The 21,001-nt window shown below is 40.9% G+C and carries 20 protein-coding genes and 1 pseudogene; 13 read left to right on the top strand and 8 right to left on the bottom strand.

From position 1 onward, the window contains the following. Position 1 precedes the first annotated feature (1 nt). The 8 genes and pseudogenes from PY04_RS09680 to PY04_RS06360 all read left to right on the top strand — a co-directional run bounded on the left by PY04_RS09680 (position 2) and on the right by PY04_RS06360 (position 9,762). Positions 2-169, top strand: a complete 168-nt coding sequence (locus PY04_RS09680; RefSeq protein WP_167884985.1) for a hypothetical protein — start codon at positions 2-4, stop codon at positions 167-169. Next, positions 166-1,782, top strand: a pseudogene (locus tag PY04_RS06390) (sodium/proline symporter). Before PY04_RS09680 ends, PY04_RS06390 begins: the two are co-directional and overlap by 4 nt. A gap of 99 nt (positions 1,783-1,881) precedes the next feature. Further along, positions 1,882-3,360, top strand: a complete 1,479-nt coding sequence (locus tag PY04_RS06385) for an FAD-dependent oxidoreductase (protein WP_048056059.1) — start codon at positions 1,882-1,884, stop codon at positions 3,358-3,360. A gap of 4 nt (positions 3,361-3,364) precedes the next feature. After that, complete coding sequence (locus tag PY04_RS06380) at positions 3,365-4,513, top strand: FAD-binding oxidoreductase (protein ID WP_014734319.1); 1,149 nt, start codon at positions 3,365-3,367, stop codon at positions 4,511-4,513. A gap of 146 nt (positions 4,514-4,659) precedes the next feature. Beyond that, entirely contained in the window at positions 4,660-5,631 is a 972-nt protein-coding gene (locus PY04_RS06375; protein WP_014734318.1) for an ABC transporter permease, read from the top strand. A 6-nt stretch (positions 5,632-5,637) separates the two neighbouring features. Continuing rightward, on the top strand, positions 5,638-6,561 hold the full coding sequence (locus PY04_RS06370) for an ABC transporter ATP-binding protein (protein WP_014734317.1): 924 nt from the start codon (positions 5,638-5,640) through the stop codon (positions 6,559-6,561). Beyond that, complete coding sequence (locus tag PY04_RS06365) at positions 6,558-8,765, top strand: NEW3 domain-containing protein (protein ID WP_014734316.1); 2,208 nt, start codon at positions 6,558-6,560, stop codon at positions 8,763-8,765. Before PY04_RS06370 ends, PY04_RS06365 begins: the two co-directional genes overlap by 4 nt. Positions 8,766-8,769: 4 nt before the next feature. Beyond that, on the top strand, positions 8,770-9,762 hold the full coding sequence (locus PY04_RS06360; RefSeq protein WP_014734315.1) for an ABC transporter permease: 993 nt from the start codon (positions 8,770-8,772) through the stop codon (positions 9,760-9,762). Here PY04_RS06360 and PY04_RS06355 read toward each other — a convergent pair. Beyond that, on the bottom strand, positions 9,754-10,923 hold the full coding sequence (locus tag PY04_RS06355) for a pyridoxal phosphate-dependent aminotransferase (RefSeq protein WP_014734314.1): 1,170 nt from the start codon (positions 10,921-10,923) through the stop codon (positions 9,754-9,756). The two genes, PY04_RS06360 and PY04_RS06355, sit on opposite strands and share 9 nt — an antisense overlap. A 209-nt stretch (positions 10,924-11,132) precedes the next feature. Here PY04_RS06355 and PY04_RS06350 point away from each other — a divergent pair, with 209 nt between their 5' ends. Then, the gene (locus tag PY04_RS06350) at positions 11,133-12,692 is read left to right on the top strand and encodes a sodium-dependent transporter (protein WP_048056058.1); all 1,560 of its coding nucleotides are present in this window, start codon (positions 11,133-11,135) and stop codon (positions 12,690-12,692) included. A gap of 156 nt (positions 12,693-12,848) precedes the next feature. Continuing rightward, complete coding sequence (locus PY04_RS06345; protein WP_048056057.1) at positions 12,849-13,583, top strand: hypothetical protein; 735 nt, start codon at positions 12,849-12,851, stop codon at positions 13,581-13,583. Here PY04_RS06345 and PY04_RS06340 read toward each other — a convergent pair. From PY04_RS06340 to PY04_RS06320, 5 genes are read right to left on the bottom strand one after another with little or no spacing between them, the layout of a single operon-like run. Continuing rightward, positions 13,580-14,509 carry an RsmB/NOP family class I SAM-dependent RNA methyltransferase gene (locus PY04_RS06340; protein ID WP_014734311.1) on the bottom strand — a complete coding sequence of 310 codons (930 nt, stop codon included), beginning with the start codon at positions 14,507-14,509 and terminating at the stop codon, positions 13,580-13,582. The two genes, PY04_RS06345 and PY04_RS06340, sit on opposite strands and share 4 nt — an antisense overlap. Position 14,510: 1 nt before the next feature. Next, the gene (rpiA, locus tag PY04_RS06335) at positions 14,511-15,200 is read right to left on the bottom strand and encodes a ribose-5-phosphate isomerase RpiA (RefSeq protein ID WP_014734310.1); all 690 of its coding nucleotides are present in this window, start codon (positions 15,198-15,200) and stop codon (positions 14,511-14,513) included. Between the two features lie 13 nt (positions 15,201-15,213). Continuing rightward, on the bottom strand, positions 15,214-15,534 hold the full coding sequence (locus PY04_RS06330) for a hypothetical protein (RefSeq protein WP_048056056.1): 321 nt from the start codon (positions 15,532-15,534) through the stop codon (positions 15,214-15,216). Between the two features lie 38 nt (positions 15,535-15,572). After that, a complete protein-coding gene (locus PY04_RS06325; RefSeq protein ID WP_014734308.1) occupies positions 15,573-16,478 on the bottom strand; it encodes a hypothetical protein in 906 nt (301 codons plus the stop codon). Then, complete coding sequence (locus tag PY04_RS06320) at positions 16,478-17,047, bottom strand: metallophosphoesterase (protein WP_014734307.1); 570 nt, start codon at positions 17,045-17,047, stop codon at positions 16,478-16,480. The genes PY04_RS06325 and PY04_RS06320 overlap by 1 nt, the downstream gene beginning before the upstream one ends. Before the next feature lie 61 nt (positions 17,048-17,108). Between PY04_RS06320 and PY04_RS06315 the strand changes: the two genes are divergently transcribed. The 3 genes from PY04_RS06315 to PY04_RS06305 all read left to right on the top strand — a co-directional run bounded on the left by PY04_RS06315 (position 17,109) and on the right by PY04_RS06305 (position 19,744). Beyond that, positions 17,109-17,783, top strand: a complete 675-nt coding sequence (locus PY04_RS06315) for a 16S rRNA methyltransferase (protein WP_014734306.1) — start codon at positions 17,109-17,111, stop codon at positions 17,781-17,783. A 109-nt stretch (positions 17,784-17,892) separates the two neighbouring features. Beyond that, positions 17,893-19,266: a sodium-dependent transporter gene (locus tag PY04_RS06310; RefSeq protein WP_014734305.1), complete on the top strand. Its 1,374-nt coding sequence runs from the start codon at positions 17,893-17,895 to the stop codon at positions 19,264-19,266. Between the two features lie 61 nt (positions 19,267-19,327). Further along, on the top strand, positions 19,328-19,744 hold the full coding sequence (locus tag PY04_RS06305; protein WP_014734304.1) for a translation initiation factor IF-5A: 417 nt from the start codon (positions 19,328-19,330) through the stop codon (positions 19,742-19,744). Here PY04_RS06305 and PY04_RS06300 read toward each other — a convergent pair whose 3' ends face one another. Continuing rightward, positions 19,745-20,551, bottom strand: a complete 807-nt coding sequence (locus tag PY04_RS06300) for an MBL fold metallo-hydrolase (RefSeq protein WP_014734303.1) — start codon at positions 20,549-20,551, stop codon at positions 19,745-19,747. Beyond that, positions 20,545-20,964 carry a NifB/NifX family molybdenum-iron cluster-binding protein gene (locus PY04_RS06295; RefSeq protein WP_014734302.1) on the bottom strand — a complete coding sequence of 140 codons (420 nt, stop codon included), beginning with the start codon at positions 20,962-20,964 and terminating at the stop codon, positions 20,545-20,547. Before PY04_RS06295 ends, PY04_RS06300 begins: the two co-directional genes overlap by 7 nt. Positions 20,965-21,001: the final 37 nt, after the last annotated feature.

Below are 21,001 nucleotides of genomic sequence, written 5' to 3'. Positions count from 1 at the left end.
GGTGGGGCTTAGTGGTGCTGCATGGGCAACGTTGCTCGTGCCGACGTTTTTGGCCTTTGTTGTGATGGTTCTTTATGGCTTCTGGGACAAAATTACTGGAAAGGAGTACTATGTTGACGAGGAGATTCTGGCATATGACGAAGAGCTGGTTAAGGAGGGAGAAAAATGAACGCCGGCGTGCTTTTCGGATTCTTGATTTACTTGGCCCTCCTCGCATATATAGGCTGGTGGGCAAACAGGTTCACTAGAACCGAGGATCAGTATTTTGTCGGCGGTAGGAAAGTCCATGTTCTTGCTGCAACGCTCTCCGATAAGGCAAGTGACTTCTCTGGATGATTGATGCTGGGATATCCCGGTAGCGCGTTTAAGGCAGGCCTTGGAGCGTTTTGGGCCGCAATTGGATGTCTTTTCGGAACTTTAGCAGATTATCTCCTGATAGGCCCTAGACTTAGGATCTATGCTGGAAAGTTCAGGGCAATAACTCTGCCAGATTATCTAGAGGCAAGGCTGAAGGACAACACAAAGCTGATAAGAATTCTAAGCGCTGCAATAATCCTCGTGTTCATGACCGCTTATGTAGCCGCTCAGTTCACGGCCGGTGGGAAGACCTTTGCGGAGGGATTTGGAGTCAGCGTAACTACTGGAATTCTAATCACCGTGATAATTCTGACTGCATATGTTATCACTGGAGGATTCTTTGCTGTTGTTTGGACGGATGTTGTTCAAGCGATGTTTATGCTGATGACTCTGATAATAGTTCCAATATTAGCATTAATCGAAGTAGGAGGACTAGATTCAGCAACTGCTGCAATAGCATCTGTTGATCCCACAAAACTCCATCCATTTGGAGGTAAAACGGGATTTGCTGCATTAATCTTTGCTATAGGGTACGCTTCATGGATTGTTGGTTATCTGGGCCAGCCTCATATAGTAACCAGATACATGAGCGTTGAGGATCCGAGAAAGCTTAGGAGACCAGGAATCTTTATTAGCGGAATTTGGACAACGATAGTCCTTTGGGGAGCATTCTTTGCAGGTTTCTTAGGGTATGCAATGGTTGTTAAGGGCTTGATAAAGGTAGATGATCCAGAAAAGATAGTTCCGGCAATGGCAGTTCACTTCCTACCAGGATGGCTTGCGGGATTTGTAATAGCGGGTATCATATCAGCAGTCATGAGTACTGCGGACTCACAACTTCTGGTAGCCTCTTCGGCAATAGCCAGGGATATTTATCATAAGGTTCTTGGCCAGGAACTAGGGAAGAAGCAAATGGTCAACATCTCCAGAATAGTTGTTGCAGCTGTTGCCCTTGTTGCGCTAGTGTTTGCCATCAAGGGGCCAGGTGTTATATATCAGATGGTGGCCACGGCTTGGGGAGGCTTGGCGGTAGGATTCGGTCCAATCTTGACCCTAAGTCTCTGGTGGAAGAGAGTGACTAAAGAAGCTGGAATAATTGGAATGGCTTATGGCCTGTTTAGTGAAGTTATCCTCGAGGCGAAGATCTATGGTTGGGCATTTAATCCAAACGCTCCAGGATTCTTTGGAACCTTGGGAAGGATATTTGAAGGGGTTCCAGTATTCTTCATAAACTTCTTCGTCACACTGTTTATCATAATAATAGTTAGTCTCTTGACAAAACCTCCAGAAGACGTTGTTAAGCTTCATGAGGAGTTATTCAGGAAAGTCCCTATTCAGGAAGGGAAGAAAGAAGTCAGGGAGGTCAGAGCAAAGAGCCAAGTTGAAAACGTCTTTGAACATGCACTTTCCTCGGGCCTTATTTGATTTTCACATTTTGTTTCAAACATTTTTTGGTAAACCTAATATTTTATAAGCATTGGTTTCAGTTTTATGCATGTAAACTATTATTCTGGGGTGAGAGGTTTGAGGCCTCTTGATTTAACAGAAAAGAAAGGTAAGAAAGTGGAAATATTCTTCGAAGGTAAGAAGCTCGAAGCTTATGAAGGAGAAAAGCTTACCGTTGCTCTCCTGGCAAATGGAATCTACTGGCTAACAACGAGCACAGAAGGTAGAAAGAGGGGAGCATTTACCTTCGGCCCAGTACCGATGGTAGTTGACGGCATCAAAAACGTTGACGCCAGAAAGACAAAAGTTAGGGAAGGCATGAAGGTTGAGAGGCAGAGGTATGGTGAATTCCAAGAAGAACCAGTGGGAGAATATTCAGGTAAACCGAAACAAGTTGTGGTTGATGTGGCAGTAGTTGGAGGAGGTCCAGCTGGAATCGGGGCAACATTGGAGGTTCAGGATTACTTAACTGTAGCCCTTGTTGAAGAAAAGGGCTGGCTAGGAGGAGATATGTGGATTAAGGGGGTTGAGCAGGAAGGATTTAAGGGAAGTCCTCAAGAAGTAATCAAAAAGTTGACCTCAGAATTCAATGAGAATGTTACTACATTCTTAGGAACCTCAGCTCTGGGAGTATTTGAAAAGGGAGAGTATTTCTTAGTGCCTGCGGTTAGGGGAAATGAGCTAATTGAGATAATGGCTAAGAGAGTTATATTGGCAACTGGGGCAGTCGATAGCATAATGCTCTTTGAGAACAATGATATGCCTGGTGTGTTTAGGAGAGACTTCGCCCTTGAAGTCATGAATGTATGGGAAGTTGCCCCAGGATGGAACGTGGCTGTAACGGGAAGTAAGGCAGAGGAAGTCATAATCGAGCTAGAAAGATGGGGAATAGACTATGTCCATATTCCAAATGTTAAAAGAGTTGAAGGAAGTGAAAAGGTGGAAAAGGTAATAGACATGAACGGAAATGAATACAAAGTTGACGCCTTAATATTCTCTGATGGGAGAAGACCCGATATAAATCCGATAACACAGGCAGGAGGAAAGCTCTTTTTCAGGAGAGGATATTACAGACCTGTTATTGACTCACTTCACAGAATAAAGGAAGGGATTTATGTAGCTGGAAGTGCCGTGAGTATAAAGCCACATTATGCGAATTACATTGAGGGAAGGCTAGCTGGAGCTTATATCCTTAGGGAGTTTGGTTTTGAATCAGAACCATGTGTTTATGAAGAGAAGCTCAAAGAGTTTGAGCCTGAGGCTCTGCAGGTTCCAAAAATCCCCTTTGAAAAGTTCAATCTAGCGGATGTTCAAATTTGTGGTTGTGATGTTTCCTTGAAGAAGGTTGATGATGTTGTTAGAAGGGGAATAAAGGACTTACAGATAATAAAGAGGCTGACTCACCTAGCAATGGGGTTCTGTCAAGGGAGATACTGTCTCTTCAATGGGGCAGTAGTCGTTTCACAGAGAACTGGAGTTAAACTCAGTGAGATAGATCTTCCAGTAGCCAGACCCCCGATTAAGAACGTTAGAATGGGTGTTCTTGCTAGGAGGTGATATTATGCTTCCCGAGAAAAGTGAGATTGTTGTTATTGGTGGAGGAATTGTAGGAGTCACTATTGCACATGAGCTTGCCAAGAGGGGTGAAGACGTCACACTCTTAGAGAAGAGGTTCATAGGTTCAGGCTCAACTTTCCGTTGTGGAACTGGAATTAGACAGCAATTCAATGATGAAGCAAATGTTAAGGTCATGAAAAGATCTGTAGAGCTGTGGAAGAAGTACAGTGAGGAGTATGGATTTTCATTTGAGCAGACCGGATACTTGTTCTTGCTGTACGATGAGGAAGAAGTTGAGGAGTTCAAAAAGAATATAGCGATCCAAAATAAGTTTGGTGTTCCTACAAGGCTTATAACTCCAGAGGAAGCGAAGGAGATAGTCCCTCTCCTTGACATCAGCGAAGTAATTGCTGCATCTTGGAATCCAACAGACGGTAAGGCTGATCCCTTTGCTTCAACAACAGCTTTTGCCCTAAAGGCGAGGGAATATGGGGCAAAACTAATGGAGTATACTGAGGTAAAAGGGTTCATTGTTGAAAACAACGAAATTAGGGGAGTTAAAACAAACAGAGGAATAATAAAGACTGGTATAGTTGTTAATGCGACAAATGCATGGGCCAAGCTCATTAATGCTATGATAGGGATTCCTATAGACATTCCGATAGAACCTTACAAACATCAAGCCGTTATAACACAGCCGATAAAGAGGGGAACAATAAAGCCCATGGTTATCTCATTTAAGTATGGACATGCATATCTCACTCAAACTTCTCATGGAGGTGTGATTGGCGGGGTTGGCTATGAAGTTGGACCAACTTACGATTTAGAATCAACGTATGAGTTCCTTCGCGAAGTCAGTTATTACTTCACAAAAATAATTCCAGCCCTTAAAGATCTGCTTATTCTTAGAACGTGGGCTGGCTATTATGCAAAAACTCCCGATAGCAATCCAGCTATTGGAAGGATAGAGGAGATAAGCGATTATTACATAGCTGCAGGCTTTTCTGGGCATGGATTTATGATGGCTCCGGCGGTTGCTGAAATGGTGGCTGATTTGATAACTAAAGGAAAGTCAAAGCTACCAGTGGAGTGGTATGATCCCTATAGGTTTGAGAGAGGAGAACTCAGAAGTACTGCTCTTCAGATGGGCTGATTTTTGAATTTTTTCTAATTCAGTATTCCTGATTTTTTTCATATTTTTTCAAAACAAGGTAAAGTCTCCTTAACATTTAGTTTAACAACATTGTGTATAGGAAGATTTTTAACTTTGTTATAACATTTTCCACAAGGTGAAATAAAATGAGCTTACTGAATATAGCAATAAAGGAGTTTGAAGTTGGTGTAAGGACAAAGAGGTTTTATGCAACCCTAGCACTATTTCTTGTGATAGCGGTGGTTATGACAAAAATGATGGGTGTCTTTGTTGAGGAGGTTGGAAGTTATAAAACACCCTTCCAAGCATTGTTCTTCTCCTCACTCTCTACGGCCTTTAATTATGGATTATCTTTATTTGCAATCCTCTTGGGGGCAACGGCGATAAATCAGGAGATAAAGGATGGGACAATTAAGGTTCTGTATTCAAAGCCTATATATAGGGATACGATTATATTTGGGAAAGTTCTTGGGGGAGTCATTTCAATAGCGTTTGTAGTTGGATTGTTCTATGCTTTCATGATTGCTTTAGCTCTTATCTTTGGAAAACCTATTACGTCATATGATATCTCGAGGCTTTTGGTGATATACCCTTTTACAATCCTCTATGGCATAGTCATGTACTCTCTGGGCCTATTATTCTCTGTGATAATAAAAAGTCCAACAAACAGCCTCTTAGCAGGAATATTTGCATTCTTATTCTTGGCTATAATAATTCCCTCCATCATAGCTCCAATTATAGCACTTGCAATAGCAGGACTTCCTCACTTCAGTGAGGCCCCTATGGATAATTCAACTACAGTATTGGAAAGTCAGGAATACCAACAGTGGATGGATAGGTATTATTCTGCCTATATCAAGGTAATTGCGATCTCATTGCCATACCATTTTGAAGAGATATGTGAGATGATATTTGGCAGGAAAACAACTGAGGACATACTCTCATCTCTTTCGGGGGTGATTGAAGAGAGTGGCGGTAATGAAATAAGCTTTGTCGAGGATAGGTCAATACTCGAGTCACTAAGTCTAGTTGTGAATGATATTGTTGTATTGCTCATCGGGTTGTTCCTTTTCCTAGTTCCAAGCTATGTAAAGTTTGCAAAGATTGATTTGAGGTGAGATGATATGAATGTCATTGAAATTGAAAATTTGACAAAAAGTTATGGAAGACTTAAAGCCGTTGACAATCTAACACTCGAAGTGGAAAAGGGCATAGTTTTTGGATTTTTAGGGCCAAATGGAGCTGGAAAAACAACGACTATCCTGAGTATGTTGGGGCTGATAATTCCCGATAGCGGAAGTATAAGGATACTTGGCTATGATATATTCAGAGAACCAATAAAGGCAAAGGAGAGACTAGGCTTTCTTCCCGAAAATGCCACAATATATGAAGACCTTACGGCTTGGAGAAATTTGGATTTCTTTGCGAGTTTTTATAACATGCCAAGACAAGAAAAGGAGAGAAGGATTGAAGAACTATTAAAGCTTGTGGGCCTCTGGGATGTGAGATATAGAAGGGTTAAGACGTTTTCTAAGGGAATGAAGCAGAGACTTCTGTTAGCCCAAGCCCTCATAAATGATCCGGAACTTTTAATATTAGACGAACCAACTAGCGGACTTGATCCCGAGGGGGCCTATCTCGTCAAAAACATAATAAAAGAGCAGAGAAAAGAGGGAAAGACAATATTTTTCTCATCTCATATATTAAGTGAAGTTGAGGAACTTGCCGATAAAGTTGGGATAATAGTTAAGGGAAAACTAAGAACAGTGGGGACCCTTGAGGATATAAAGAAACAGTTTATGGAGCTTGAAGGGTATGAGATAAAGCTTGAGACAAAGCAACCAATTCCGAAGATAGAGCACCCTGAGATCATAAGGATGGAAAAAGTTAGTGAAAATAAGGCAATCATCTTTGCAAAGAAGGATATAAGAGAAGATATTAGTGAAGTTCTCTCCTCTAAAGGTATAACTATTCTCAGCTTAGAAATTGAAGAGCCAAGTCTTGAGGATGTGTTTTTAAAGACCATATACAGGAGGGAAGAAGAATGAGGCAAATAGCAGTTCCAGTTTTGTTTATCCTTATGATCTCCCTAATTCCTACTTTCGTATTCTCAAATGAAATCGTTCAAGAAATAACTGTATACAGCGGATACCTAAAACCGGGTGAGACTCTAAAGGTTGACGAATATAAAATTGAAGTGAAAATAGGTGTTGATGGTTATCCATATCTATTCGTTAAAGGTCCAGAAGGTGGAAATTTTGCTAGGGCAGATTTTGGCCTTAAACTGGTCCTTGGAAGTGTCAATGTGATAACTGGCAGGTATTTTGACGATAAGGGCCTCTTCCTTGTTGTAACTTATAAGGTTGAAGGAGAGAGGTATCAAGCAAAAAGTGGAGTTTACTTTGAAGGATTTTCAATATTCTCTGTCACAAACACATCAGTAGAGCTGAAATATAATGGGAACGTCATAAAATTGCCAACAAACAGAAGCATTAGGATAAATGGATATCTTCTGAAATTTGACGGTGACTACATCTACGTCTATAGACTTCCAACAGTGTCTCTCTTAAGGAGTGAAAAATCTGAAGGGTATATTGTCGTTAAGTTTCCATACAAGGAGATTTTTGCAAATCCTGGATCGTCTGTTGTTCTTCCATTGACAATATTCAATAATGGGACGAATTCCACGGTAATAACGGTGTCACCCCTTTCTATTCCAGAAGGTTGGAATGCAACTTTTACTTACAACAATGTTGAGGTTGGGAGTCTTGAAATTGAGCCAAAATCCTATATAACGTTGTTACTTACTGTTTCAATTCCTCAAAAGGCAGAGGGAAGACATTATGTTTCTTTTACAATAAATAGTGAGGTAGTCACCTTAGAAATAGACGTTAAACACAAACCGGAGAAAGCTGAAGAATTCAAAATTGAAACACCAATTTTATCCCAAGAAGCTGAAGCAGGGATCTTACTAACGTTTCCTATGGTAGTTCTTCCTCCGCGGGATGTTCTAGTAACAATAAGCGTGAAAGCTCCAGAGGGATGGAGAGGTTACGCTCTATACCAAGGAGTTAGGGTTTCCAAGATAATGCTCAACAAAGGTCAGGCTGGATCCTTGAGCATTGAAGTAGAAGTGCCCAGGAATGCCGAACTCGGTAGTCATAAGGTTTCAGTTGAGTTAAAGTTCTACGATACTGATGGAACTCTTCTCAAATCAATAACTAAGGAGTTTTGGGTCAACATATACAAGACTTATAAAGGAGAAAAAGCAACGTTGAAACTTATTGTTGTGGATGAGTCAGGAATGCCGGTTCCAAGAGCAAATGTTCAAATAAATGAGGAGACCTACGGAACAGATAGTAATGGGATGCTTGAGGTAAAACTTGATCCTGGAGAATACAGAATAGCAGTAAGCAAGGAGGGATACGAAAAGAAGGAAGAAATAGTAAAGCTAGAAGATGGAGAAATAAAAGAGTTGAAAGTCATGCTTATTAAAGAGGCCTACTACTTTGATGTTGAAACGGAGTCAGATGTGTACTCAATAGTTCTCGGAGAAGTGTCAGTACCACTCACGGTCACAATTAGGAACTTAGGAAGAAATGATGATGAGTATAAGCTAAAGGTTGAGAACCTGCCTGAAGCGTGGAATGCAATGTTTAGCCAAACCCCTGAGGGTTCAATAGAGATAACGACCATAAGGGTAGAGTCAGGAAAGGCAGAAAACGTATACCTAAGGATTTATCCCTCCTTGAACTCAAAGCCAGGGATTTATAATTTGACAATAGTAGTCCAGAGCTCTAGTGGGATAATCAAGAGAGTTCCAATTAAGGTCAAGCTAATAGGTTCGTACCGCTTGGGCGTTAACATCCCCAACTATAGAATGTCAATAACGGCAGGAGAAGAAAAGAGCACTACTATAGCCCTTGTCAACTTTGGAACGGCTCCAATTACGAATATCAAAATAACAGCTTCAGGTCCCCAGGGATGGGATATTAAGGTATCTGAACCCTCAATACCGATCCTTGATCCAAAGGATAGTGTGAGGGTTATGATAACGATCAAAGTTCCCGAGGGAACTCCAGCCGGGGACTACAGGGTAAGGATACAGGTAAAGTCTGACCAGCAGGAGTGGCAGGATAGTATTAGGGTCGTTGTAAAGCAAAAGTCTACTTCGGCATACATAGGCCTTCTGATACTTGTTTTGGCATTTGGAATCGTGATATATATGATGAGAAGAATAGGCAGGAGGTAGGTTCATGGAAAAAGAGTGGAACATAGCCTCAAAAGAGCTGTATCTAGCAGTAAAGACCAAAAGATTCATAATCCTACTTTCAATTTATTTAATTTTCCTTGGGCTTGCTATTTACTTCAGTAAAAACTCTGCACTATACGAAAGTCCTAGTGTGGGGAGACAAAGCATGTTCGGAGCAAGTGGTTGGGTGTACATGACTCCCGTTGCAATGATATTCATGGGAAATTCAATGCTATGGATATTCTTTGGTTCCCTTCTAGGGATCTTACTTGGAGCCGATTCTATAAACAGAGAAGTTAGAGACGGGACTATCAAAGTTCTCCTAGGTCACCCAATTTATAGGGATCAAGTGGTTTTTGGAAAGTTTTTGGGGAATGCAATTGCACTTGCGATAGTAGTGTTCATAGGCTTTGCATTCACAATAGCGATGATGCTTATAGTTGGGATTCCAATGGAAGGTCTTTCTGTAGTTCGGTTGCTAGTGCTTTCCCTATTAATACTCCTGTATACCTTGGTTTTTCTTAGCCTTGGAATAATGATTTCTTCCCTCTTAAAAAGCCCAGAAACAGCGATAATTGTGGCAATTGGAGTAGCGGTGTTTTTCGCGATTCTATATCCAATAGTCTCCAGCATGATTTCCGAGTCCATAGTAGGAGAACCTCCTGAATGTAGCCCAGTTACAATCATCGAAGAGAAAGTCATTAACGGGAAAGTCGTCAGAGTTACTGAGACAACCATGGAACACTGTGAGGAAATATATCAAGAATGGAGTGAAAAGAAAAGGATGTGGGAAAGGCGGATAAACATACTGAATCCTGCAACACACTTCGCTCAGCTGATGATATATACTTTTAGCGGTGAGGAAGGGGGACATAGCTATCTTCCACTGGGCGAAAGCTTGGCCCATGGAATTAATGACCTAGCAATTCTCATCGTAGAGTTACTGTTTCCATTCTCAGTAGCTTATGCCAGATTCATGACAACCGACTTACGTTAGGCCTTTTTCTTTTAATACCCTCTCCATTCTGTCCATTGCTTCTTCAAGTTTCTCGTAGGCGGTTGCATAGCTTATTCTTACATAGCCTTCTCCGGCTTTTCCAAACGCACTCCCCGGAACTACTGCTACCCTTGCTTCTTTTAGCATTAGCTCGCTGAACTCCTTACTTGTAAGCCCCGTGTCTCTTATCCTTGGGAATATGTAAAACGCTCCTTTTGGCTTTACCGTTGGAAGGCCCATTTCGTTTAGCCTTCTCCATACAAGTTTTCTTCTCCTGTCGTACTCCTTTCTCATCTCTTCAACGGCTTTCCAGCTCCTCTCGTCTCTCAATGCCTTGGCAGCTGCGTACTGGATGAAAGTTACTGGACATGTAGCGTTATACATTTGAAATCTTACCATCTTCTCTATTACCCAGGAAGGAGCCGCGACAAATCCGAGTCTCCATCCTGTCATCGCAAACGTTTTGGAGAATCCGTTTACTGTTATCGTTCTCTCAAACATGCCGTCTAGTGATGCTATGCTGTAGTGCTTTGCATCGTCATATATGAAATGCTCATAAACTTCATCACTTATAACAATCAAGTCATGCTCTACTGCAAAATCTGCTATCTCCTCGAGATCTTTCTTTGTCAAAACAGCTCCTGTTGGATTATTAGGTGAATTTATTATTAAAGCCCTTGTTTTTTCGGTAACATACTTCTCTAAATCATCTACACTCAATCTGAATTCATTTTCCTCATATGTTGGAACTTCAATGGGTTTACCCCCGGCAAGGATTACAGCGGGGGCATAGCTAACGAACATTGGACTTGGTATGAGAACTTCCTCTCCATCCTTGAGGAACGTTGCAAGACTCATTAAGAAAGCCTGATTTGCTCCAACTAGAACCATTATCTCCGTTTTTGGATCTGCTTCAATCCCATTTTGCTTCTTCAATTTTTCAGCTATGGCCTCCCTAAGCTCAAGGAGTCCTATGTTCGGACCATAATGTGTTAGGCCTTTGTCTAGTGCCTCTTTAGCGAATTCCTTTATATGTTCCGGAGTGTCAAAATCCGGCTCTCCTATCCCCAAAGATATTACGTCTTTCATTCCAGCAGCAATGTCAAAAAGCTTTCTTATCTCTGAAGGATTTACAAGATTAAGTCTATCACTAAGGGCCATTCACCAATCACCCCCATTAAAATTTGCATTGAAATGTTTAATAATTTATATTCAAATGAATTCTTTATGTTTTACAAGCTTGTAAATGTTTTTGTTTGGCAATTGTTCATTCCAGCCACAGATAACCTTTATAAATTTCAGACTTGGTAATATATCCGTAAATGTGTTTTTAGTTTTTAAAATAGGATTAAACTGGAGGTGACATCGATATGGAACAAAGAGAAAAATGGGCAACTAAAATTGGATTGATTTTAGCGATGGCAGGAAATGCCATTGGTCTCGGTAACTTCGTCAGATTTCCAACCCAGGTAGCCGGAAACGGTGGAGGAGCATTCATGGTTCCATACTTCTTGGCACTATTCCTACTCGGAATTCCAGTGATGTGGGTCGAATGGGTTCAGGGAAGGTATGGAGGTAAGTACGGTCACGGTACACTTGGTCCAACGTTCTACCTCATGGCAAGAGAATCGCTTAAACCAAGGACGGCTTTAATATTCGGACTCATTGGTGGTGCGTTAGCCTTCGCAACGACAACCTTGCTTAACAGCTACTACCTCCACCTCATAGGATGGTCAGCAGCATATTCATGGTTTAGCATAACAGGTGCTTACTTTGGAAAGAACACCGGTGAGTTCTTCAGTCAGTACTTAAGCAACCATGGACTAGTATTCCTGTTCTGGGGTATAACGGTAGTGTTGCTTGGAATAGCCGTCGGTCAGGGTGTCAGTAAGGGTATCGAGAGATGGGTCAAGGTCATGATGCCCCTCTTGTACGTGTTTGCAATAATCCTAGTGATTTACGTGTTCACGCTGGGTTCACCACTGGGAGACCCGAACTGGTCAACGATAAAGGGATTTGAGTTCATATGGTCTCCAAACTGGGCATACCTCAAGCAGAACCTCTGGAAGGTCATGCTTGCTGCAAGTGGTCAGATATTCTTCACTCTGTCCCTTGGAATGGGTATCATTCAGAACTATGCTAGTTATCTGGGTCCAAAGGATGATGTAGCCCTTTCGGGACTAGCCACAGTCTCACTCAACGAGTTTGCTGAAGTTGTCCTTGGTGGTTCAATTGCAGTCCCACTTGCAGTAGCTTATGCTCCAAAGATCGTTCCAGCAGATGTCTTGGCAAAGGGCAGTGATGCTGCACTAGAGTGGATTTCAAAGAACTTTGGTCTTGGATTCTCATATACGAGCTTGCCAAACATATTCGTTCAAATGGGAGCTGCAGGAAGATTCTTTGGAGCCTTGTGGTTCCTCCTATTATGGTTCGCTGGATTCACCTCGGCAATAGCAATGTACAACTACCTAACAGCATTACTTGAAGAAGACCTAGGAATTCCAAGGAAGACTGGAACCTGGATAGTGTTTGTCATATACTTCCTCCTTGGAATACCGGTCGTATACATAAGTGGCTACCTTGACCAAGTAGATGCATGGATTAGCTTCCAGTTAGCACTCTTGGCGCTATTTGACATCATAGTTGGAGTATGGCTCTTCAAGCCAGACAACTTCTGGAGAGAGCTCCACGAGGGCGCATACATAAATGTCCCATCAATCTACAAGTGGATTACTGTAATAATTGCACCAATATTCATAGCTCTTCCACTCTTTGGAACTTTCAGCGACCTTGTTAGCAAGACCCTAGAAGCTCCTGCAAAAATAGCAATTGTTTCAATGCTCCTCATTGGAGCAATAGAAACATACTATGCCATTAAGAAGAAGTACGGAGAGGAGTTAGAGAAGAACGAGGTAATCATAAGAGTCTGAGGTGACAAAAAATGTGGGCAGTATACATGATAATAGCATGGCTGGTAATCTTCATCATGATGGGGTGGAGCATAAACAAGTTACTCAAGGCTGAACAGGCTAAGACTTGAAGTTTTTATACCCCTTCTCTTTTCTTTTAACCTTGGGGGTGCTGAAGTGAAGAGTCCTGATATTCTTAGAGAGGTTTCTGAAAACTTAAAGAGAGCCTCTGACATGCTCACTAAGGTTAAGATCCTTGACCCAAAGAAAAAGGAAAAGGCAATAAAACTGCTGAATGAAGCCTCAGAAAATTTTCTAAAACTTAGTGGGGAAGTCGAGAAAGATAACGTTGAGATGGCAGAGTTTTTGAGGAAAAGGTCAGTTGAGATAAAAAACAACACTAGCGACAGAGTAATTCAAAGGATTGGAGAGAAGAAGTATCTAAAAGATATTGAGAGGATGAACTTATATTCAAAGACTGCATTCTATGACTTCAAACCTACGATGCTTAAGAAGCTTAAAAAAGCGTATAGAATGTTCATTTATGGGATGGCTTTATACTTTGTTCTTGCTGGTTTGTCAACTAGGCCTGAGCTTGCCATAACGGCACTAATCTTAGCGATTCCTGCGATATTATCAATGTTGAGCCTTCAGAGAAGAGGATACACAGGATTAATGCTCGCATATGCAGTAGCTCCAATACCTATAATCCAAAGCGCAATGCTCGTTAGGATGTTCTATTCTGTTGTAACAAACCCAGAGGCCATAAAGAAGGCGGCAGAGTTACTTGGGAAAAGCGAGAGTTTTGTTGTGGCTTACAGTTACATAGTTATAATTCTGTCGATAGTTGATTTTGTCCTCCTTACTTATGGGATCTACGCTTTAACAAAGCACAGACATGCATTTCTCTAGACTTTCATTATCTTTGCAACAAAGAAACCGCTCGTTCTGTGAGTATCTGGATAAAACCTTCTTGCATTTTTTATTTCCTCACTAAGTTCTACTCCGAAGGGTCTTGTCAAAGCGGGTTCCCCGTATTTGAGGGGGAGTAACTTGACATCAAAATTTTCGAGTACCCATTGGATTACGAACTCATTTTCCTCGGGTTCGAGAGAGCAAGTTGAATAGACCAAAATGCCCCCGGGTTTGAGAACTTCAAGTGCTTTTTCTATCATTTTCATTTGAAGACCCTGACAGAACTTAACGTCCTTCATAGTTCTGTTGCTTTTTCGCTCGGGGTTTTTGTGAATCGTTCCGCTACCAGTGCAAGGAGCATCTAAGAGTATCCTGTCAAATTCAATACCAAGTTCGGAGATATATAGAGAAGATTTGTGAATTAGTATTGTATTAATAACTCCGAGCCTTGACAAATTGAGCCTCGTTTCTTTTAGCCTCTCTTCCCCAACGTCAAATGCATAAATAATACCTTTGTTTTCCATAAGCTGGGAAATGTAGCTCGCTTTTCCTCCAGGGGCTGCCGCCATATCTGCTATGATTTCTCCTGGCCTCGGCTCTAGGGCAACGGGAGGATACATTGAACTAGCTTCCTGGATGTAAATCAGACCCGTTAAGTATTCAGGAGTTGAAGTTATGGAAAAGGGTTCCCGTGTTAAGCAAAAGCCTTCTCTTGCCCATGGAACTTTTCTAAATTGAAAACCTTTTTTCATGAGTCTCTTAGTCAGTTCTGCTATGCTTGTCTTTAAGGTGTTTACCCTAAAGCACCTTGGAAGAGGCTTTTCCATCGCTTCTGCTATCTTTACGGCTCTTTCGCCCCAAAGCTCGTAGTATCTCTCTGCAAAAGTTTTAGAATAGCCTAGGGAGATTAATTTCTCTAGCATTTTACCTTTCCATTTTCTTTACTCCAGCTTTCGTTCCTACCAAAACTATGTCAGCTATATCTGCAAATATACCGTTTTCAACGACCCCCGGAATTGTGTTAAGCTCTATCTCCATATCGAGGGGATCTTCTATCCTAGGAAACTTTGCATCTATAATGAAGTTTCCGTTTTCAGTTACCACGGGGCCATCCTTCTTTTTGCCCATTCTTAGCTCTGCTTCTGCATTGAATATGCTAAGTTCCTCGAGAATTGCCCTCCATGCTGCAGGAATTACTTCAATTGGGACTGGCATTTTTTGGCACAAATACTCAACAAGTTTGGTTTCATCAACTAGGACTAGGAATGTCCCGGCTCTGTACTCTATTATTTTCTCCATTGTGAGCGCTGCTCCTCTTCCCTTAATCAGGTTTAAATTTGGGTCTACTTCATCCGCTCCATCGACTGCAATGTCTATTGCATCAACTTGGTCTAGGCTTAACACTGGAACTCCACTTTCCATTGCAAGAATTTTTGCCTGATAGGAGGTTGGAACGCCATATATCTCTTCAAGTTCTCCTTTTTGGATTTTCTCACCTAGAAATCTGATGAAATATGCCGTAGTTGACCCTGTCCCTAACCCAACCACCATGTCATCTTCTATATATTTTAGGGCCTCTTTTGCGACAGCTTTCTTCATATCTTCAATGTTCATCCTTAAGCCCCCACTACCTTGTCATATTATAGTAAATTGTCCCATTATAGTACGCGACTGGCTGGAAGTTGGTAACTACTGTATATGTCATTCCCGTGAAGTACAGCCAGAAGAAGAAAAAGCTCCAAAATGTTTTCTTTAGTAGAACTCTCTCGTTTTTTAATTCTTCTGGAATATCTTTGACGGCGTTTATCAATATCTTTGGTGAGATTATGTAAACTGCCCATCCAACGATCCATCCTAAAGGAGCATAAGCTGAAAGGATACCACTCACTATCCCAGCGAGTGTAAATATCCCATATGCAATTAGCATCATTTTGTTTTCTGGATTCACTGTTCCTCACCAGCCTGCAGCAAATTTTGGAATTCATTTTAAATAGTTTTTGCTAGCTTCTCTTCGATCTCCCTTAGTCTTGCAAGGGTGGTGTCGCTTAAGAGTTCTTCCAACTCTTTTCGGGCGGCTTTAGCTATCTCAAACTTTGATTTAAATTTTCCAACTTCAAACCATCCAATTTTTCTGCCTTCCACTATAACGTCTATATCGCACAGTCTCTTATAATTTGAGTATTCGAGTCCTTTGAGGAGAAACTTTATTCTCTCTGGACTTTCCCATGTTAAGAGCTTAAGCCTATATACTGGAACTCTCAGTAAGGGTCTAGGATAATCCCAATCCCATCCCTCGGATACTATGAACCCAATGTCTAAATCTTCTATTGTTATTATTAGTCTCTCTATGTTTTCTTTGTAATGGTTGGTAGAATCATAAAGTTTTATTGTAATCTCGTTCCAGTGAGGTTCTATTTCCGAGATTAACATTGGTGCTTCAAGAATCAGAAACCTGTAAACATCTTGAAACTCCTTTTCAACTATTATCCCGCCCTCTATAGCTGTAAAAGGGACTGGCCTATTCAGAGGGGATTTAGTTGTTAGAATAACTGTTTCATCTGGTGTAGAATTTAATATTGCTGATTTTGGATCTAGTATTCTTCCCTCAACTCTATCCTTAATTAGCTCGAGCATTTTTCTTGGATTAGGGGATCTCATTAAAATTAGAGGAGCTGAGGGTTTTATCGTGATGTTTTGGTTTGAATTTATTAATTCCGAGAGAACTTTCCAAGGGTGTTCTTTGATTAAAATTGCTCCATCATCATGAATAATTATTGTATCAAGTTCTTGTGCTTCTTCAAAGGCCTTTTCAGGTTCCATTGAAATTCCTTTTTTAAGTATGAGTTTGCCTTTAGCAAAAAATATTCCTGGGCCCAGTCGTAACAATCTCATCATAATCCCCTCAGCATTTTGTATCCCCTGTCAAAGTTTGTTCCGGGTGGATACGGAACTTTATATATCTTCCAATCTGGACATATGATTATGTAAGCAAAATGTATTCCGTTAAGCCCAAATTTGGATTTTGGATCGTGACCATACATGTATAAATCTGCTTTAACTCCTTTCACATCTTCTGGCTTGTGTCCTAAGGCTATTTTTCTTCCACAGATGCTCATTACACTTCCAGGCCTCACTATTATAGCAAAATTTCCAAATATCCGCTTTATTATGTCTTCATCATCCTCGTTCCCAGGAACTATGTAGAGTGTACTGTATGATGCCAATTTGAGAAGCTTTCGGACTGCTTTTTCGTAACTATCTCTAAGCCATGGCTTCCTTTCTAGTTTTAAATTGTCTACTAGGTCTCCCGTATGAATTATTATACTCGGTTCTATAGTTTGGACAAGTTCAAAAATAAAGTTATAGATGCTTTCAGGGGTGTCACTTATGTGAAGTATCTTTTTCTTGGGCTCAAGGGCTTCTCTTGGTAAGTCTATTTTTCTTTTGAATGGCCACAACATTTTGCTAGAGAGTTAACGTTTTTATTATAAAATGTTTCCATGGTTATGAGGGGAGTAAAGAATGGAAAAGAAAAGACTACATCTTATAATTGCAGATTCAGAGCTAGAATTAGTTCCAAAACAAATAGTAGATCATCCTGCAATAGTCAACTATGCGAGGAGGAGGAAGAAAAAACCTGAGCAGGTAATTTTGGACTCTACTTATCATCATGCAGCTTTAAGGCAGCTTGAGGATGGTGATAGAAGAGGTAGGCCAGATATAGTACATTTATGCCTTTTAAACGCCCTTGAGAGCATATTAAATAAAAAAGATAGATTAAGGGTTTATGTCCATACAAGGAATGATTATGTAATATACATAAAACCTGAAACTAGACTCCCTAGGAATTATAATCGTTTTATTGGATTAATGGAGAGGTTGTTTGAGAAAAAGGTAGTACCAGAAGATTTGCAACTTTTGAGATTAGAAGAGAAGACGCTTAACCAGTTAATCTCAGAAATAAATCCAGATGCCGTATTTATAATGCATGAGAAGGGGGAATTTATGATTCCTAAGCATTTTGGTAAACTACTCTCTAAATTCAAAAGACCTGTAGTTGTAGTTGGCGGATTTCCACATGGAGATTTCAGGAGTGAAATTGATGGAATTAAAATTAGCCTTTATGGGGAACCTCTTATGGCTTGGACGATAGTCAATGAGGTAATAATCCCTTATGAGTGGGAAGTTATTGATTAACATCTCTCATGAATTCATGTCTGATGTTTTGTTAGAGATGGGGTAAATTTATAATTATATTCTTTCACAGTCTAATAAAAGGCTAAAACATTAATGGGGGAAGGATGTAATGAGGGGGAGAACGCTATACTTTGTGTTCATTTTAATTGCATACACGATTGGAATATGGACATTTTCTTTGGTTCCAAAGATCCTAATGACAACAGGGTTGACAGGCCTCGGAATGATGCTGATTTTTTCAGGAATTGTTGGTGCTATGATAGTATTTGAAGCAGGAGAAATATCTAGAAGAGGATACAGAGTTCATGAATTCATGACGAAAGTAGGCAGAATGCCAACTGTCTCGATTGTAATGTTAGTATTCCTCTTTATAATGACTGGAATAATTGGCCACTACACTGGAATTGCCCTTGAGAAAATATTTGGAATTTCTATACCAGGAATTGGAATAATAACTGTTTTATTAGCCTTAGGCCTATTACTGTTAGCAAAATCAAAATCATTAGACCTGATTGTAATCTTTTCGATATTATTGATAATACTAACTGTATTTGCAGCGTTTTTCCTTGGTTCAAAGGCAGAGGAGTTTGTAACTAAGGAGTCATCCTATCAGTTCATCTCAACAACACTCGATAAACTACACTCTTTCCAAACAAACATTCCAGTTACCATAGTAGTAGAAACATTTTTGGTAACTTTACTGATATTTGGGCTAGGAGTGGGCTTCTATTATGTAATTGGATCTTCCCTTGCAGCTATAAACGTTGATATGAAAAGAATTCTACTTGTAGTAATATTGCTCCAGATTGTTTTATCAATGCTCTCGGCATTGATAATAACCTATTCAATTGGAATTTCCCATCAAGCTTATTGGACAGCATTTGAAAGTGGTAAAGCTATGGAAGCTATGGATGTCTACAATAAATACTTCAGACCATTATGGAGAGAGTATACTTCGCCAGAGGACATAGACGTCAAGCCTTTAATAGAGACAGTATTTGGAATACCAGAAATACTTGCCAAGCTTAAGGTTAAAGGGTGGTACAGCTTTACTATAGCTCTTATGCTCTCAATATTCTTTGCAGGATTTACAACGATTCTCGTATTATTAGAAAGCGGAGCTCAGCTAGCGATGGATGTATTTCAAACAACGAGGAAAAATAGTCTAATAATGATCAGCTTAATATCGTCAATATTGGCTGGTCTCTCATATTTGGGCCCCCTTAGGGCAACACTTCTTGCTACGATAGTTCTAATGGTACCTCTCTATGCTTTAGTTGAGCTATTCCCAATAGCTAGAGTTGCGGAAGAGAAAAGAATATGGGTGTTAGTTCTTTCTGCTATACTGGTAATCGTTTGGATACCAATGGTTTTCATGGGAATACAGAGCGGAAAAGACGTTCAGATACTTGGGATTATAGTGGGACTTATGCTCTTAGTACCACTGGCATTTAATAGGATGTTTGCAAAAACAACAAGATGATGAAAAAACTAATAAGTTAAACCCCTCAAAACCCCACGAAAAAGAGAAAGGGGTGATCGAAATGGGCGACAAGACAAAGGTTCAGGTGAGCAAGCTTAAGCCTGGGAGATACATAATTATTGACGATGAGCCATGCAGGATTGTAAACATTACCGTCTCCTCCCCAGGGAAGCACGGATCAGCAAAGGCAAGAATTGAGGCAGTAGGAATATTTGATGGAAAAGTTAGGAGCATAGTTAAGCCAACAAGCGCTGAAGTTGACGTTCCAATAATAGACAAGAAAACGGCCCAAGTTATCGCAATAACCCCAGACACCGTTCAGATAATGGACATGGAAACTTATGAGATGTTCGAAGTTCCCTTAGACACTGGTGTTGACGAGGAAATAAGGGACAAGCTCAAAGAAGGAATAAACGTAGAATACTGGGAGACCCTTGGAAGAATCAAGATAATGAGGATAAAGGGGGAGGGAGAGTAGCTAAATCTTTATCTCCTTTCCTACATATATTTCTTCCACGTTTCCGAGTTTGCTGTAGAGGTATGCAAATTCTCTTATTCCAGTGCAATGCCCAGGGTATAGCCTTTCAACTTCAAGCTTCTTCATTTCATCAACTACATCTTCCAATATTTCCCTACTCGCGCCTTTTAGATGGAATCCCCCGATTAAAGCCGCAATCCTTTTGTTAGCAATCCTAATTGCGTGTCTAGCAATGTTTATTATCCCGCTATGTCCGCATCCACTTATAACAACCAATCCATCTCCTGCATCGACTATTAAAGCCATGTCATCTTTAACGGGATCCCTTCTTCCATCAGGGAAGTATCCAACGGCTCTGTCCCATGTTGTTCTTTCAATTTCTCCGGAACTTAAGAATCCTGGTAAGAACTCTTTTGGCTTTTCACTTAAGTGAAAGACAGCGCCTAGCTCCTCAAGCTCCTCTCTCTCGAAGGGTATTCCAATGTCCCTTCTCCTTGGCTTCAAGGCTATCCTCTTTTCAAAAATCTGGGGATGGGCATAGATATCTAAGGGCTTTTCTCTGGCTTCTAAGAGAGCTTTTAATCCTCCCGTGTGATCATAGTGACCATGTGTTATGAATAGGGCATCTATGGAATCTGGATTTATTCCGAGCTCTCTCATGTTGTTCAGTAAAATATTTCCATCTGTTCCTGTATCGACAAGGACTCTATATCCATTGTTCTCAACTAATGCTGAAAAGCCATGATATCCTATAAGCCCCTTTCTGTACCCAGCATGATTTTCAAATACTATAACAACCCTCACCATCCTCTCCCCCACCCTCTTCCCCTACCCATTCCTCTGCCCATACCTCTTTCTCCTCCACCCTGGCCCATGATGGCCTGTGTTAGCTCTCCTCTTAGGTAGGCCTCTATGGCCTCTCTAACGGTCATCGTTGGCGGAGCTGAGACGAACCTCATTCCTGCCGCCTGGAGAACTCCGTAGGAGTTTGGACCATACTGACCAGCTATCACCACGTCAGCTCCTTGGTCAATGCAGAACTGGGCCGCAGTTACTCCTGCTCCTCTTGGCTGTGAGTAGCCAGGATTCTCAACAACTTGCACGTTGAGTATGTTTCCATTTTCGTCTACATCAACTATGGTGAACGTTGGGGTTCTTCCAAAGGCTTGATTTACCCTATCGTCAAGTCCCCCTCTAACAGTTGCCACTATGAATCTCATTTACCTCACCTCCAGTAACAATTAGGCGAACCTAATT

It is taken from the genome of Pyrococcus sp. ST04 (assembly GCF_000263735.1).
GTDB lineage: Archaea > Methanobacteriota_B > Thermococci > Thermococcales > Thermococcaceae > Pyrococcus.
The sequence above is the reverse complement of the archived record's forward strand: the minus strand, read 5'-3'. Positions and strand labels throughout refer to the sequence as shown.

Excerpts from the sequence above, each read along its gene's own strand:
- PY04_RS06380 (WP_014734319.1), top strand. The coding sequence starts at position 3,365 with ATGCTTCCCGAGAAAAGTGAGATTGTTGTTATTGGTGGAGGAATTGTA.
- PY04_RS06375 (WP_014734318.1), top strand. The coding sequence starts at position 4,660 with ATGAGCTTACTGAATATAGCAATAAAGGAGTTTGAAGTTGGTGTAAGG.
- PY04_RS06370 (WP_014734317.1), top strand. The coding sequence starts at position 5,638 with ATGAATGTCATTGAAATTGAAAATTTGACAAAAAGTTATGGAAGACTT.
- PY04_RS06365 (WP_014734316.1), top strand. The coding sequence starts at position 6,558 with ATGAGGCAAATAGCAGTTCCAGTTTTGTTTATCCTTATGATCTCCCTA.
- PY04_RS06360 (WP_014734315.1), top strand. The coding sequence starts at position 8,770 with ATGGAAAAAGAGTGGAACATAGCCTCAAAAGAGCTGTATCTAGCAGTA.
- PY04_RS06355 (WP_014734314.1), bottom strand. The coding sequence starts at position 10,923 with ATGGCCCTTAGTGATAGACTTAATCTTGTAAATCCTTCAGAGATAAGA.
- PY04_RS06350 (WP_048056058.1), top strand. The coding sequence starts at position 11,133 with ATGGAACAAAGAGAAAAATGGGCAACTAAAATTGGATTGATTTTAGCG.
- PY04_RS06340 (WP_014734311.1), bottom strand. The coding sequence starts at position 14,509 with ATGCTAGAGAAATTAATCTCCCTAGGCTATTCTAAAACTTTTGCAGAG.
- rpiA (WP_014734310.1), bottom strand. The coding sequence starts at position 15,200 with ATGAACATTGAAGATATGAAGAAAGCTGTCGCAAAAGAGGCCCTAAAA.
- PY04_RS06325 (WP_014734308.1), bottom strand. The coding sequence starts at position 16,478 with ATGAGATTGTTACGACTGGGCCCAGGAATATTTTTTGCTAAAGGCAAA.
- PY04_RS06320 (WP_014734307.1), bottom strand. The coding sequence starts at position 17,047 with ATGTTGTGGCCATTCAAAAGAAAAATAGACTTACCAAGAGAAGCCCTT.
- PY04_RS06315 (WP_014734306.1), top strand. The coding sequence starts at position 17,109 with ATGGAAAAGAAAAGACTACATCTTATAATTGCAGATTCAGAGCTAGAA.
- PY04_RS06310 (WP_014734305.1), top strand. The coding sequence starts at position 17,893 with ATGAGGGGGAGAACGCTATACTTTGTGTTCATTTTAATTGCATACACG.
- PY04_RS06305 (WP_014734304.1), top strand. The coding sequence starts at position 19,328 with ATGGGCGACAAGACAAAGGTTCAGGTGAGCAAGCTTAAGCCTGGGAGA.
- PY04_RS06300 (WP_014734303.1), bottom strand. The coding sequence starts at position 20,551 with ATGGTGAGGGTTGTTATAGTATTTGAAAATCATGCTGGGTACAGAAAG.
- PY04_RS06295 (WP_014734302.1), bottom strand. The coding sequence starts at position 20,964 with ATGAGATTCATAGTGGCAACTGTTAGAGGGGGACTTGACGATAGGGTA.